The organism is Helicobacter sp. 219-2 (assembly GCF_030053225.1).
GTDB classification, from domain to species: Bacteria; Campylobacterota; Campylobacteria; order Campylobacterales; family Helicobacteraceae; genus Helicobacter; species Helicobacter pylori_C.
Genome location: NZ_JASGBS010000001.1, coordinates 391666 through 405864 on the forward strand (window position 1 = coordinate 391666; position 14199 = coordinate 405864).

Genomic DNA, 14199 nt, shown 5'->3' on the forward strand with positions numbered 1-14199 from the left:
TAGGAATTTAATGAGAATTTTTTTTGTCATTATGGGAATCATGTTGTTTGGTTGCACCAGTAAGGTGCATGAGATGAAAAAAAGCCCTTGCACATTGCATGAAAAGTTATATGAAAACAGGTTGAATCTTGCATGAAAGAAAAGCCTTTCAATAGCGAGCAATTGATCTATTTAGAAGAGCTTTTAAGCCACCAAGAAAAGCATTTAGAAAACAAGCTTTCTGGTTTTTCGGTGAGCGATTTGGACATGCAAAGCGTGTTCAGATTAGAGAGGAACCGCTTGAAAATCGCTTATAAACTCTTAGGCTTGATGAGTTTTATCGCTCTTGTTTTAGCGATTGTGTTAATCAGTATTTTACCCTTACAAAAAACCGAACACCATTTCGTGGATTTTTTAAACCAGGACAAGCATTACGCCATTATCCAAAGAGCGGATAAAAGCATTTCTAGTAATGAAGCGTTGGCTCGTTCGCTCATTGGGGCGTATGTGTTAAACCGAGAGAGCATTAATCGCATTGACGATAAATCGCGCTATGAATTGGTGCGTTTGCAAAGCAGTTCTAAAGTGTGGCAACGCTTTGAGGATTTGATCAAAACGCAAAACAGCATTTATGCGCAAAGCCATTTGGAAAGAGAAGTCCACATCGTCAATATTGCGATCTACCAGCAAGACAATAACCCCATTGCGAGCGTCTCCATTGCGGCTAAACTCATGAATGAAAACAAGCTAGTGTATGAAAAGCGTTATAAAATCGTGCTGAGTTATTTGTTTGACACCCCGGATTTTGATTACGCTTCCATGCCTAAAAACCCTACCGGCTTTAAAATCACTCGCTACAGCATCACTGAAATCACTAATAGGGGCGATTGATGCGTAAGGTTTTATGCACTCTTGTGGGCTTTTTGTTGGTTTTTAACGCTTTAAAAGCCGATGATTTTTTAGAAGAAACTAACGAAACAGCCCCGGCGAATTTAAACCACCCCATGCAGGATTTAAACGCTATTCAAGGGAGTTTTTTTGACAAAAACCGCTCAAAAATGTCCAACACTTTGAATGTTGATTACTTTCAAGGGCAAACCTATAAAATCCGCTTGCGTTATGCGATGGCGACCTTATTGTTTTTTTCAAAACCCATTAGCGATTTTGTTTTAGGGGATAAGGTGGGCTTTGATGCGAAAATCTTAGAAAGTAACGATCGCATTTTGCTCATCAAACCCCTACAAATTGGCGTGGATTCTAATATCAGCGTGATTGATAATGAGGGTAAGATTTTTTCTTTCTATGTGTTTTCTACCACTTTCACTAGCTCCAAACACCCTAATTTACAGGTTTTCATAGAAGATAAAAATTATTATTCCAACGCTTTTATGAAGCCACAAAACAAAGAAAATACCCTTGAAAATGCCCCCACAAACAACAACAAACCCTTAAAAGAAGAAAAAGAAGAATCCAAAGAAGAAGAGACTATAACCATTGGCGATAACACTAATGCAATGAAAATCGTTAAAAAAGACATTCAAAAAGGTTATAGGGCTTTAAAAAGCTCTCAAAGGAAATGGTATTGTTTAGGGATTTGTTCTAAAAAATCCAAACTCTCTTTGATGCCTGAAGAAATTTTCAACGACAAGCAATTCACTTATTTCAAATTTGACAAAAAATTAGCGCTCTCTAAATTCCCGGTGATTTATAAAGTCGTTGATGGCTATGATAACCCGGTAAATACTAGGATTGTGGGCGATTACATTATCGCTGAAGATGTTTCGGCTAAATGGACTTTAAGGCTGGGTAAGGACTATTTGTGTATCCGTTTTATCAAAAAGGGTAAAGATGAATAAGTGGATTAAGGGGGCGCTTATTTTTGTAGGGGGTTTTGCAACGATTACAACAATTTCTTTAATCTATCATCAAAAGCCAAAAGCCCCCCTAAATAACCAACCCAACCTTTTGAATGACGATGAGGTGAAATACCCCTTACAAGACTACACCTTCACTCAAAACCCACAGCCAACCAACACAGAAAGCTCCAAAGACGCTACCATCAAAGCTTTACAAGAACAGCTAAAAGCCGCTTTAAAAGCCCTAAACTCCAAAGAAATGAACTCTTCTAAAGAAGAAACTTTTACTAGCCCTCCCATAGATTTAAAAGCAAACACAACCCCCCCTAAAAAAGACTTTTCTCTAAAGCAATTAGATTTACTAGCCTCTCGCATCACCCCTTTCAAACAAAGCCCTAAAAATTACGAAGAAAACCTGATTTTCCCCATGGATAACCCTAAGGGCATTGATGGTTTTACTAATCTTAAAGAAAAAGACATCGCTACCAATGAAAACAAGCTTTTACGCACCATTACAGCCGATAAAATGATACCCGCCTTTTTGATCACGCCTATTTCTAGCCAGATTGCCGGTAAAGTCATCGCGCAAGTGGAAAGCGATATTTTTGCTCACATGGGCAAGGCTGTCTTAATCCCCAAAGGCTCTAAAATCATAGGCTATTACAGCAACAACAACAAAATGGGCGAATACCGCTTGGATATTGTATGGAGCCGCATCATCACCCCCCATGGCATCAATATCATGCTCACTAACGCTAAAGGGGCGGACATTAAAGGCTATAACGGCTTGGTGGGGGAATTGATTGAAAGGAATTTCCAGCGCTATGGCGTGCCGTTACTGCTTTCTACTCTCACTAACGGCTTATTGATTGGGATCACTTCGGCTTTAAACAACAGGGGCAATAAAGAAGGAGCTACCAATTTCTTTGGGGATTATCTTTTATTGCAATTGATGAGGCAAAGCGGCATGGGGATCAATCAAGTGGTCAATCAAATTTTAAGAGACAAGAGCAAAATCGCTCCTATTGTGGTGATTAGAGAGGGAAGTAGGGTCTTCATTTCGCCCAATACTGACATCTTCTTTCCTATACCCAGAGAGAATGAAGTCATCGCTGAGTTTTTGAAGTGACTCAAAAATGCCCGATTAAAAACGCTATAATAACCCTAAAAAACAAAAGAGAGCCTGACAAGAAAACTCATGAAAATTAAAAATATCTTACTGAGTGGGGGGAGCGGGAAACGCCTATGGCCTTTAAGCCGTAGCCTATACCCTAAGCAATTTTTAAAGCTTTTTGGCAATGAAAGCTTGTTTAAATTGAGTTTTAAAAGAAACGCTTCCTTAGTGGATGAAACGCTCATTGTGTGCAATGAAAAGCATTATTTTTTAGCCCTAGAAGAAATAGAGAGCGAAATCAAAAACAAAAGCGGGGGTTTTTTATTAGAGAGTTTGAGTAAAAACACCGCTAACGCTATTGCTTTGAGCGCTTTAATGAGCGAGAGGGAAGATTTACTCATCGTTACGCCAAGCGATCATTTGATTAAAGACCTTCAAGCGTATGAAAATGCAATAACAAAAGCGATTAATTTAGCCCAAAAAGGTTTTTTAGTCACTTTTGGGATCAATATTGAAAAGCCCAACACGGAGTTTGGGTATATTGAAAGCCCTAATGGTTTAGATGTGAAGCGCTTCATTGAAAAGCCAAGCCTAGAAAAAGCGATAGAGTTTCAAAAAAGCGGGGGTTTTTATTTCAATAGCGGCATGTTTGTTTTCCAAGCGGGCGTTTTTTTAGACGAACTGAAAAAGCATGCCCCCACTATTTTAAAGGGGTGCGAAAGAGCGTTTGAATCTTTAGAAAACGCGTATTTTTTTGAAAAAAAGATCGCTCGTTTGAGCGAAAAGAGCATGCAAGATTTAGAAGATGTGAGCGTGGATATAGCTTTAATGCAACAAAGCCACAAAATCAAAATGGTAGGATTAAACGCCAAATGGAGCGATTTAGGGAATTTTAACGCTCTTTTTGAAGAAGTGGCTAACGATCCTAAAGAAAATGTCAGCCTGAATCAAACGCCTATTTTTGCCAAAGAAAGCCAGAATAATTTAGTGTTTTCCCATAAAGTGAGCGCTCTTTTAGGGGTTGAGAATTTAGCCATTATTGACACTAAAGACGCTCTTTTAATCGCTCATAAAGACAAGGCTAAAGATTTAAAAACTTTAGTGAGCGAGATAGAAGTAAACAACCAAGAATTGCTACAAACGCACACTAAAGTGTATCGCCCTTGGGGGAGTTATGAAGTCTTGCATGAGAGCGGTTGTTACAAGGTTAAGATTTTAGAAGTCAAACCTAACGCAAGGCTTTCTTTACAAAAGCATTTCCACAGGAGCGAACACTGGGTGGTGATTAGCGGGATGGCGAGCGTGGAGTTGGATTGTCAATTGTTTGAATTGCAAGCTAATGAATCCACCTATATCCCTAAAAACACCTTACACCGCCTGGCTAATTATGGCAAAATCCCTTTAATTATTATAGAGGTTCAAGTGGGCGAGTATGTCGGTGAAGACGATATTGTAAGGGTTGATGATGATTTTAACAGACAGAATCAAGGAAAATAATGAAGGAAAAATAATGAAAGAAAAAATCGCTTTAATCACCGGGGTTACCGGGCAAGACGGGAGCTATCTGGCTGAATACTTGCTGAATTTGGGTTATGAAGTGCATGGGTTAAAAAGGCGCTCTTCTAGCATCAACACTTCTAGGATCGATCATCTGTATGAAGATTTGCATAGCGATCATAAAAGGCGTTTTTTCCTGCACTATGGGGATATGACCGATAGCTCTAATCTTATCCATTTAATCGCTACCACTAAGCCTACAGAGATTTATAATTTAGCCGCTCAAAGCCATGTGAAAGTCTCTTTTGAAACCCCAGAATACACCGCTAACGCTGATGGTATTGGCACGCTAAGGATTTTAGAGGCCATGCGGATTTTAGGCTTAGAAAAGAAAACACGATTCTATCAAGCCAGCACGAGCGAATTGTATGGCGAAGTTTTAGAAACCCCACAAAATGAGAACACCCCCTTTAACCCACGAAGCCCCTATGCGGTCGCTAAAATGTATGCCTTTTACATCACCAAAAATTACAGAGAGGCCTATAACTTGTTTGCGGTTAATGGCATTCTTTTTAACCATGAGAGCAGGGTAAGGGGTGAAACTTTTGTCACTCGTAAAATCACACGAGCCGCTAGCGCGATAGCGTATAACTTAACAGATTGCTTGTATTTAGGGAATTTAGACGCTAAAAGAGACTGGGGGCATGCCAAAGATTATGTGAAAATGATGCATTTAATGCTCCAAGCGCCCATTCCACAAGATTATGTGATCGCTACAGGGAAGACCACAAGCGTGCGCGATTTTGTGAAAATGAGCTTTGAATTTATCGGTATTGGTTTAGAATTTCAAAATACAGGGATTAAAGAAATCGGTTTGATTAAAAGCGTTGATGAAAAAAGAGCGAACGCTTTAAAGTTAAACTTAAGCCATTTAGAAAAAGGCAAAATTGTGGTGCGCATAGACGAGCGCTATTTCAGGCCTACTGAAGTGGATTTGCTTTTAGGCGATCCCACTAAGGCAGAAAAAGAGCTAGGCTGGGTCAGGGAATACGATTTAAAAGAGTTGGTTAAGGACATGTTAGAACATGACTTAAAAGAATGCCAGAAAAACCTTTACTTGCAAGATGGGGGCTATATTTTAAGGAATTTTTATGAATGAGATTATTTTAATCACCGGCGCCTATGGCATGGTGGGGCAGAACACGGCGTTGTATTTTAAAAAAAATAAGCCTGATGTGGCGTTGCTCACCCCTAAAAAAAGCGAATTGTATTTATTGGATAAAGACAATGTTCAAGCTTATTTGAAAGAACACAAGCCTACAGGCATTATCCATTGCGCCGGGAGAGTGGGGGGCATTGTCGCTAACATGAACGATCTTTCAACTTACATGGTTGAGAATTTATTGATGGGTTTGTACCTCTTTTCTAGCGCTTTAGATTTGGGCGTGAAAAAAGCCATTAATTTAGCGAGCTCTTGCGCTTATCCTAAATTCGCCCCTAACCCTTTAAAAGAAAGCGATTTATTGAACGGCTCTTTAGAGCCAACCAACGAGGGCTATGCTTTAGCCAAACTCTCTGTGATGAAGTATTGCGAATATGTGAGCGCTGAAAAAGGCGTTTTTTATAAAACCCTAGTGCCTTGCAACCTTTATGGCGAGTTTGACAAATTTGAAGAAAAAATAGCGCACATGATACCAGGGCTTATTGCTAGGATGCACACCGCTAAATTAAAAAATGAAAAAGAGTTTGTGATGTGGGGCGATGGCACGGCCAGGAGAGAATATCTAAACGCTAAAGATTTAGCCAGGTTCATTTCTCTAGCTTATGAGAATATCGCTTCAATCCCTAGCGTGATGAATGTCGGCTCTGGAGTGGATTACAGCATTGAAGAGTATTACAAAATGATCGCCCAAGTTTTAGATTATAAGGGCGCGTTTGTGAAAGACTTGTCCAAACCAGTGGGCATGCAGCAAAAGCTTATGGATATTTCCAAACAAAAGGCTTTAAAATGGGAATTAGAAATCCCTTTAGAGCAGGGCATCAAAGAAGCTTATGAGTATTATTTGAAGCTTTTAGAGGTTTGAAATAAAATCATAGAGCTATAAAAACGCTCCGCTATTAAGTGTCAGGCTGGCGGTAGTTACGATATTGTGGTTATTTAGTTTCAAACAAGCTTTTTAGCCATTAAAAGGGGTTTGGTGCGCGTTTCGCTCTCAAGCGTTTTTTATCATCAAGCCCGCTTTTTTGTAACACCCGCCATTAACTCTCCCTTATTGCAAGTTTTCTCAAATAGATTGGTTATAGTGATTTTATTCTAAAAAGCGCCTTAGCCTTAGCAAATCCTAGGCAATAATTCGCCTTCTGGCATTTCTAAGATCCTTTCAAAACCCCATGCGTTCTTTAAAACCACGCTAGGATAAGGGTTTTCAAACACTCCGCCAATCACGCAAGCGTTTTTAGCTTTTTCATTACTTTTTAAAATTTCTAAGGCTTTGGGGGCGTCTTTTTGATCAAGCGCTAAAACAAACACCCCCTCATTGGCTAGTGCGTAGGGTTCTAGCCCTAAAATCTCACAAATCCCTTTAGTTTCTTCTTTTAAGGGGATTTTTTCTTCTTCTATAACGATTTTCACTTTGGAGCTGTTCGCCCATTCATTCAGCACGCTCGCTAACCCGCCCCTGGTCGCATCTCTTAAAGCATGGATTTTGAGATCGCTTAAAAACAGGGGTTTTAATAAGGGATAGAGCAGTTGGCAATCGCTTTCTAGATTGGTTTTAAGCTTGATTTCATGACGCATCGCAAACAAGCTTGCCCCATGATTGGCGATAGTGTCGCTTATGATAATGGCTTGGCCTTGTTTTAAATGGTGTGAAGAAATCCCTGGCTTGATGGTTTTACCGATACAGGTTGTGTTGATAAAAAGCTTATCCACGCTCCCCTTTGGCACGACTTTAGTGTCTAGGGAGAGGAGTTTTAGGTTGGCTTTAAGCAATTCTTTTTGTATGGATTGCAAAATTTGTTTTAAAAGAGGGATTTCTAAGCCTTCTTCTAAAATAAAACCCATATTCAAATACAAAGGTTCGCCCCCTTGCACGCTCACATCATTCGCGCTCCCGCAAACGCAAAGCTTGCCTATATCTCCCCCATTAAAAATTAAGGGCGTGATGACAAAACTATCCGTGCTCACGCAATATTCCCCACTAGCTTCAAATTTAGGGGCGTCTTCATTAAAGGCGCTAATCAATTCTTTTAAATAGGGCATAAAGACTCGCTCAATTAAAGCGTTTGTTTCTTTCCCCCCGTTCCCGCATGCTAGAGTTACGCTATCCATTTTTATCCTTTTTTGATGATTGTAGGGTTGAAATACGCCATTAAGGCTTGACCGACAGGGATACTGCTATCGTTAGGGGGGAAATGCTTGTGGAAAAAATACTGCCTCTTTAGCCCCCTCAATCGTTTGGCTAATTGTTCGCATAATAATTGGTTGCAAAACACGCCCCCACTGCACACCACCACATGCTCTTTAAAAGGCGCAATCAAAGCGGTAATGATTTCTACTAGGCTGTTAAAAAATTTTTTAGCGATGCGTTTGGGCTCTAAAACGCCTAAATCCTTTTCAAACGCTTGATAAAATTCTTTCAAACACACCACGCTGTTTTTGATTTTAAAAGGGTAAAAAGCGATCTCATCGCTTTGTAAGGCTAGATTTTCTAAAACCTGCCCGCTCTCTGCTTCAAAGCTAATCGTTCCTGTTAAATCTAAGCTAAACGCTACTATATCAAACAAACGCCCTATGGAATTGGTAGCGGTGCTTTGAATTTCTCTGTCATGCATTTGCTGAAAAATTTCTAATTCGTCTTCTTTAAAATGTTTTTGAATGCGTTTTAAAAGCTTGTTGAGTTGGTGTTTTAAAGCGATTTCTAAAACCAGGCGTTTAGGCTCTTTGATCGCTTTTTCCCCCCCTAAAAGCAGAAATTCTTCAAACCTAGCCACCTCTTCAATGCGTTCAAAATCCCCCACAAAACACTCCGCCCCATAAATCTTATTTTCATAAGCCCCACTCCCATCCCAGATGATACCTATAAAAGGGTTGTTTAAGTGCGGGTCTTGTAATAATGCGTCTAAAACGCTCGCTAAAAAGTGGGCATGGTGGTGCTGGATTTGTATCAAGGGCGTATTAAAATCACAAGCCATTTTGGTGGTGGTGTAGTTTTTATGCTTATCGCAAGCTAAGAGCGTGGGTTTAAAATCATAGGTTTTTAAGAAAAAATTCAAAGTTTCTTTAAAGTGTTTTTCATTTTCTAAAACGCTCAAATCCCCACAAAAAGGCGAGAGTAAAAGAATGGAAGTTCCACTATCTAATAAGCTAAAATGTCCTTTTTGCTCCGCTCCAAGCGCTAAAATCTTTTTTTGCGAATGATTAGAGCGTTTAGGCAAAGTGAGATAAAGTGGGGCAAACCCCCTAGCCAAACGCATGGGGCGCATGGCGTTGTCTATGCATTGCACGATGCTGTCATCAATCCTATGAATGATAGCGCGATTGTGCGTGAGTTTAAAATCAAAAATGAAACTCAAGGCGTCAATCTCAGCCTCATCGCTCGCTAAAGGGAGGGAGCTGAAATTCGCGCTCGTGAACACAATAGGGAAATCCAATAAATCCAGTAATAAAGCATGCAAAGGGGTATAGGGTAAGATGACGCCATAAAAGGGGGAGTTTTTAGCGATATTGGGGGCTAATGGTGTGTCCGGTTTTTTACGCGCTAAAAGAATGGGGGCGCTTGTGGAATTTAAACTCTCGCATTCTAATGCACTCAAAAACGCATGCTGTTTGGCTGTGTTTAAATCTTTAAACATGAGCGCGAAAGGCTTTAGGGGGCGGTTTTTTAAAAGCCGTAATCTTTCTATGGTTTGAAAATTTCTCGCATCGCACAAGAGGGCAAAGCCTCCCAAACCTTTAAGAGCGATGATTTTACCTTTTTGAATGTCTTTAGCGCATTCTAAAAGAGCGTCATCATTTTTGAAGTGCTTGTAATTGAGCGTAATACCGCACTTTTTGCAGCTGATGCCTTGAATGTGGAAGCGTTTGTTATTGGCGTCTTTATAAACGAATGCGCAAAATCCACAGAGTTTGAAAGGTTTTAGGGCGGAGTTTTTTCTGTCATAGGGCAAAGCGTTTAAAAGGCTGTATCTCGCCCCACACTTCGCGCAAGAATTGAAAGCGTAATGAAAATAGGGGGAGTTTTTATCTCTAATTTCGCACAAGCAATCCTCACACACGCCTAAATCTTTAGGGATTTGACTGAGCAAATTTAGGGGGTGGTTCTTGCTTTCTAAAATCCTAAAATCATTGGATTTGAGCGTTTTATCATAAGGGTTAATAATGATTTTTTCAACCAACGCTAAAGGGGGCAACCCTTTTTTTAGGGCGTTTAAAAAAGACTCTGTTTTATGAGCGGGTAGGATGATTTCTAAAGCCGCTTGGGTGTTACGCACAAAGCCTACAAGCTCTAATTTTTGAGCTAGGGTATAAATAAAAGGGCGCATGCCCACGCCTTGAACCACGCCAAAAAGCGTGATTTTATTCAATAAAGTTGCATCGTTACACAATGCAAGCTTCCATGCTGTTTGATTAAAGTATTGCAATCAACCCCTATCACTTCTAGGGGCGTGTGTTGTTTTAAGGTTTCTAAAATGAGTGCGTCTTTAGGGTCGTTGTAGGTGGGCACAATAAGAGCGTCATTGCACAATAAAAAATTCACATAGGTCGCCGGCAAGCGTTGTTGGTTTTCATCAAAAATGGCTTTAGGGATTTCTAGGGGGATGAGTTTATAGGGCGTTTTGTCTAGTTTTTTAAAGGTTTTTAATTCTTCTTGCATGTTTTTTAAGGCCGTGTAATGCTCATCGTTTTTATCCTCGCATGCGCTATAAACAATAGTATCTTTATCTAAAAAGCGAGCGAGCGTGTCGGTATGGCTATTGGTGTCATCGCCTTTGAGATAGCCATAAGAATACCACAGCACTTGTTTAGCCCCTAATTCCTTTTTAAGCATGTTTTCTATTCCATTTTGATTCAAATGGGGGTTACGATTTTTTTCTAACAGGCATTGGGTGTTGGTTAAAATACTCCCGGCCCCATCGCTTTCTATGCTCCCACCCTCTAAAATATAGGGCATCGTTTTTAAAGGGTGTTTTAAAAACCCTAAACTTTTGAGTTTGACATTCACCTGATTGTCCAAATTGGAAGGGTATTTTAACCCCCAGCCATTAAAACCAAAATCCAAGCACTCTAAAACGCCATGATTTTCAATACTGATCGCTCCAAAATCCCTAGCCCATGTGTCGTTAGTGTCAATCCTTGCGATTTCTACACCGGGTAAGTTTTTAAGCGTTTCATAGCCGATAGTATCGTTAGTATGGACGCACACTAACACCTGAGCGTGTTTGGCTATGGTTTGAATGATGTTTAAAAAACTTTCCCTAGCCTCTTTGATGCAATACGCCCAATCGCCAAACTCATGGGGGAACGCCATTAAAACCGCTTGGATTTTTTCAAACTCCGCTAACATTCTTTTCATTCAAAATATCCTTTTAAATAACTATAACACAATCTCATTCAAATAGCGTTTTTAAAGCAAATTCAAACGCTCTTTGGCGATTTGAAAATATTCTTTTTCTGATTCTATACCGATAAAATTCCGTTCTAAACGCTTGCACGCTAAACCGGTGGTGCCGCTCCCCATGAAAGGATCTAGCACGATGTCATTAGGGTTTGTGTGGATGGAAATGATTTTTTCCATTAAAGCCAGGCTTTTTTGCGTGGGGTGTTTAACTCTTTCAAGTCCGCTCACCACAGGGCTTTTTAAAATCAAGGGCCGTAAATATTTTTCATTTTCGGGCTTGTTAAACACCCATTTAGCTTTCTTTTTAACCGCCCACAGGGCAAATTCCGTATCTTGGACATAGCGCCGGTTAATGTTTCTTGGCATGGGATTATTTTTAACCCATTGGATAAAGTCTTTGACTACAAAGCCGTTTTCTTCTAAAAAATCAGCGATATAGCTTATAAACCTGTAAGAGCAAAAAATAACCATGCAGCCGTTTGGATTGACTAAGGGGGCGTAGCGCTTGATCCATTCTAAAAGCCTGAAATTTTTATCCCATTCCCCAAAATCTATGCCTTGCCTTTTAGCGCTCTTTAGGGTGGAAAAATTGTTTTTAACTGAAATGTTATAAGGAGGGTCTGTGATGATCGCATCCACTTTTAAATCTTGCTGGTAGAAGTCTTTGATGATTTCAAAAGCGTTAGCGTGATAAATTTGTATCATTTTCTCAAGCTTTTTAAGATCGCTTTGCCTAAGGCTAGGGCTAGAAGGGGAGGCACAGCGTTACCGATTTGCTTGCAAACGCTCGTTTTATTGCCATAAAAGATATAATTATCCCTAAAACTTTGTATCCTGGCGGCTTCTCTGGGCGTGATAGAGCGGTGCAATTCAGGGTGGGAGTTGGTGCCGTTGCTTGGAGTGTCAAATCGTGTGTCTATAGTGGGGCTTACTTTATTCCAGCTCAAACGCCCCCATGTGCTTTTGAATTGCTGTTTGCCATGCAAGTTTTTAGGCAAGCATTCTTTGCCCTGTTCTTTGTTAATGAGCTTTAATTTCTCTAAAGCGGCTTGCGAGTGGTTGGTGGCTTGATGGTTGTATAATTTAGGGCTATCTTTTCGCATCAAGGCTTGATAGCTTGATTGGATAGGGTTTAAGTAATCGCTCTCAAACGCCCCCTCATTAGAACAAAGATAGGCTAAATCTTGAACATTCACGCTTTGAGAAGGCTCTAAAAGATTAAAATCAAAACTAAAACGACTAGCCCCCACAATAAAGGCCCTCTCTCTGTTTTGAGGCACGCCATAATCTTTAGCGTTTAGGATTTGATAGCTTAATTGATACCCTAAAGCGTTCAATCTTTCTTTAATTTCTTCTAAAAAATAGCCTTTAGCACAAGAGATGAGGTTTTTCACATTTTCAATGATAAAAATTTCTGGCTTTAAGGCTTTTACTATTTCTATATATTCTAAGAATAAAAAATTCCTAGGGTCTTTTAGCCCTAAATTTTTCCCTTTATCAGAAAAGCCTTGACAGGGAGGTCCGCCAATGATCATGTTGATTCCTAATGCTTGGGCTAGTTTGATGACTTTTTCCTTAATTAAGATTAAACCAAACTCATTTGAAGTATTAATGCTTCAAGCTTTCAATTTCTTTAATTTCTTTAAGCATGGTTTCAAAAGCCTCTTTAGTGCCTGCTCGCACGCTAGAAAACAAACTAAACACAACAATAGCGATGCTCGCTACAATAAAGCCCGGAACGATTTCATAAATATCCAAAAAGCTTTTGCCAAATTTATCGTATAAAATCACCGTGCTAGCCCCAGAGAGCATGCCAGCAATCGCACCAATGCGCGTCATTCTTGACCAAAAAAGTGAAAACAAAATCACAGAGCCAAAGCTCGCGCCAAAGCCAGCCCATGCGTAGCTCACGATGCTGAGAATGCTAGCGTTTCTATCCGTTGAAATGAAAAAAGCGATGCAAGCCACCCCTAAAACCGAAAGCCTAGAAATAACCATCACTAATTTTTGCGGAGCGTTTTTATTGAAAATTGTCGCATAGAAATCTTCAGCAATGGTAGAAGAGCTTACAAGCAGTTGCGAACTGGCCGTACTCATCACCGCCGCTAAAATCGCGCTCAATAAAATGCCTGTGATCCAAGGGTTAAAGAGCAATTGACTCATCACAATGAAAATCTTTTCAGGGTCTTCTAAGCTCAAATCAAATTTATGCGCATACGCAACGCCTAAAAGCCCCATAGCGCATGCCCCAATCAAAGAAATAACCATCCAAGAAATCCCAATAGTGGTCGCTTTGGGGACATCTTTAATGGAGCGGATAGACATGAAACGCACTAAAATATGGGGTTGCCCAAAATAGCCTAACCCCCAAGCAAGGCTTGAAATGATGGCGACTATACTAGATCCTTGCAAGAAAGAAAGGTTTTCAGGCTTGATTTCTCTAATGATCTTAATCCCCTCTCCAATCCCTCCAAGATGGATTATCATAACGATCGGCACCACGATTAAAGCGCTCATCATCAAAAGCCCTTGAATCAAATCTGTCCAGCACACCGCCCTATACCCCCCTAAAAAGGTGTAAGATACAATAATCAGCGTGCCAATGCTTAAAGCGTAGGTGTATTGAATGCCAAAGGTCGCTTCAAAGAGTTTAGCCCCACTCACCAGCCCTGAAGAAATGTAAAAAATAAAAAAGATCAAAATCACAAAAGCTGAAATCAAGCGCAAGATGTGTTTGTCATCGCTAAAGCGCGTTTCAAAATAATCTGAAATGGTGATGGAATTAGCGATCACGCTCGTATAAATGCGTAAGCGTTTAGCCACAAAAACCCAGTTAATGAGCGCGCCCAAACTCAACCCTATGGCGATGTGTGAATTGATTAAGCCCCCCACATATAAAGCTCCAGGCAATCCCATTAAAAGCCACCCGCTCATATCGCTCGCCCCCGCGCTCAAAGCACTAATTATAGGGCCCATGGAGCGATCGCCTAAGAAATAATCTTCAGTCGTTTCATTTTGTTTGTAAAAATAAAAACCAATATAGAGCATTAACAGCGAATAAACGACAAACATCGTAACAATAGGGGTGCTTAAAACAACATGTCCCATTTTAATCTCCTTATTTAATACAATA

General features: G+C 40.1%; 12 protein-coding genes and 1 pseudogene. 7 read left to right on the plus strand and 6 right to left on the minus strand.

From position 1 onward, the window contains the following. Nucleotides 1-10 precede the first annotated feature (10 nt). From P6280_RS02025 to P6280_RS02055, 7 genes are all read left to right on the plus strand, one after another. On the plus strand, nt 11-136 hold the full coding sequence (locus P6280_RS02025) for a hypothetical protein (protein ID WP_001217867.1): 126 nt from the start codon (nt 11-13) through the stop codon (nt 134-136). Next, on the plus strand, nt 133-870 hold the full coding sequence (locus P6280_RS02030) for a VirB8 family type IV secretion system protein (RefSeq protein WP_283236848.1): 738 nt from the start codon (nt 133-135) through the stop codon (nt 868-870). The genes P6280_RS02025 and P6280_RS02030 overlap by 4 nt, the downstream gene beginning before the upstream one ends. Continuing rightward, a complete protein-coding gene (locus P6280_RS02035; protein WP_283236849.1) occupies nt 870-1835 on the plus strand; it encodes a TrbG/VirB9 family P-type conjugative transfer protein in 966 nt (321 codons plus the stop codon). The genes P6280_RS02030 and P6280_RS02035 overlap by 1 nt, the downstream gene beginning before the upstream one ends. Next, a complete protein-coding gene (locus tag P6280_RS02040) occupies nt 1828-2964 on the plus strand; it encodes a DNA type IV secretion system protein ComB10 (RefSeq protein WP_283236850.1) in 1137 nt (378 codons plus the stop codon). The genes P6280_RS02035 and P6280_RS02040 overlap by 8 nt, the downstream gene beginning before the upstream one ends. 69 nt (nt 2965-3033) lie before the next feature. Beyond that, nucleotides 3034-4446 carry a mannose-1-phosphate guanylyltransferase/mannose-6-phosphate isomerase gene (locus P6280_RS02045; RefSeq protein WP_283236851.1) on the plus strand — a complete coding sequence of 471 codons (1413 nt, stop codon included), beginning with the start codon at nt 3034-3036 and terminating at the stop codon, nt 4444-4446. A gap of 13 nt (nt 4447-4459) precedes the next feature. Continuing rightward, nucleotides 4460-5605: a GDP-mannose 4,6-dehydratase gene (gene gmd / locus P6280_RS02050; protein ID WP_283236852.1), complete on the plus strand. Its 1146-nt coding sequence runs from the start codon at nt 4460-4462 to the stop codon at nt 5603-5605. After that, the gene (locus P6280_RS02055; RefSeq protein ID WP_001002433.1) at nt 5598-6530 is read left to right on the plus strand and encodes a GDP-L-fucose synthase family protein; all 933 of its coding nucleotides are present in this window, start codon (nt 5598-5600) and stop codon (nt 6528-6530) included. The genes gmd and P6280_RS02055 overlap by 8 nt, the downstream gene beginning before the upstream one ends. Before the next feature lie 248 nt (nt 6531-6778). Here P6280_RS02055 and hypE read toward each other — a convergent pair whose 3' ends face one another. From hypE to putP, 6 genes and pseudogenes are all read right to left on the minus strand, one after another. Further along, nucleotides 6779-7777: a hydrogenase expression/formation protein HypE gene (hypE, locus tag P6280_RS02060; protein ID WP_212852121.1), complete on the minus strand. Its 999-nt coding sequence runs from the start codon at nt 7775-7777 to the stop codon at nt 6779-6781. Between the two features lie 2 nt (nt 7778-7779). Continuing rightward, on the minus strand, nt 7780-10032 hold the full coding sequence (gene hypF, locus P6280_RS02065) for a carbamoyltransferase HypF (RefSeq protein ID WP_283237447.1): 2253 nt from the start codon (nt 10030-10032) through the stop codon (nt 7780-7782). After that, a complete protein-coding gene (locus tag P6280_RS02070) occupies nt 10029-11021 on the minus strand; it encodes an agmatine deiminase family protein (protein WP_283236853.1) in 993 nt (330 codons plus the stop codon). The genes hypF and P6280_RS02070 overlap by 4 nt, the downstream gene beginning before the upstream one ends. 51 nt (nt 11022-11072) lie before the next feature. Next, nucleotides 11073-11771 carry a DNA-methyltransferase gene (locus tag P6280_RS02075; protein WP_283236854.1) on the minus strand — a complete coding sequence of 233 codons (699 nt, stop codon included), beginning with the start codon at nt 11769-11771 and terminating at the stop codon, nt 11073-11075. Further along, a pseudogene (locus P6280_RS02080) lies at nt 11768-12646 on the minus strand (DNA cytosine methyltransferase); the annotation flags it as partial. The gene P6280_RS02075 and the pseudogene P6280_RS02080, both read right to left, overlap by 4 nt. A gap of 28 nt (nt 12647-12674) precedes the next feature. Next, nucleotides 12675-14174, minus strand: coding sequence for a sodium/proline symporter PutP (putP, locus tag P6280_RS02085; RefSeq protein ID WP_283236855.1), 1500 nt, complete (start codon nt 14172-14174; stop codon nt 12675-12677). Between the last annotated feature and the right edge of the window lie 25 nt (nt 14175-14199).

Coding starts and splice junctions, on each gene's coding strand:
- P6280_RS02025 (WP_001217867.1), top strand. CDS start 11: ATGAGAATTTTTTTTGTCATTATGGGAATCATGTTGTTTGGTTGCACC.
- P6280_RS02030 (WP_283236848.1), top strand. CDS start 133: ATGAAAGAAAAGCCTTTCAATAGCGAGCAATTGATCTATTTAGAAGAG.
- P6280_RS02035 (WP_283236849.1), top strand. CDS start 870: ATGCGTAAGGTTTTATGCACTCTTGTGGGCTTTTTGTTGGTTTTTAAC.
- P6280_RS02040 (WP_283236850.1), top strand. CDS start 1,828: ATGAATAAGTGGATTAAGGGGGCGCTTATTTTTGTAGGGGGTTTTGCA.
- P6280_RS02045 (WP_283236851.1), top strand. CDS start 3,034: ATGAAAATTAAAAATATCTTACTGAGTGGGGGGAGCGGGAAACGCCTA.
- gmd (WP_283236852.1), top strand. CDS start 4,460: ATGAAAGAAAAAATCGCTTTAATCACCGGGGTTACCGGGCAAGACGGG.
- P6280_RS02055 (WP_001002433.1), top strand. CDS start 5,598: ATGAATGAGATTATTTTAATCACCGGCGCCTATGGCATGGTGGGGCAG.
- hypE (WP_212852121.1), bottom strand. CDS start 7,777: ATGGATAGCGTAACTCTAGCATGCGGGAACGGGGGGAAAGAAACAAAC.
- P6280_RS02070 (WP_283236853.1), bottom strand. CDS start 11,021: ATGAAAAGAATGTTAGCGGAGTTTGAAAAAATCCAAGCGGTTTTAATG.
- P6280_RS02075 (WP_283236854.1), bottom strand. CDS start 11,771: ATGATACAAATTTATCACGCTAACGCTTTTGAAATCATCAAAGACTTC.
- putP (WP_283236855.1), bottom strand. CDS start 14,174: ATGGGACATGTTGTTTTAAGCACCCCTATTGTTACGATGTTTGTCGTT.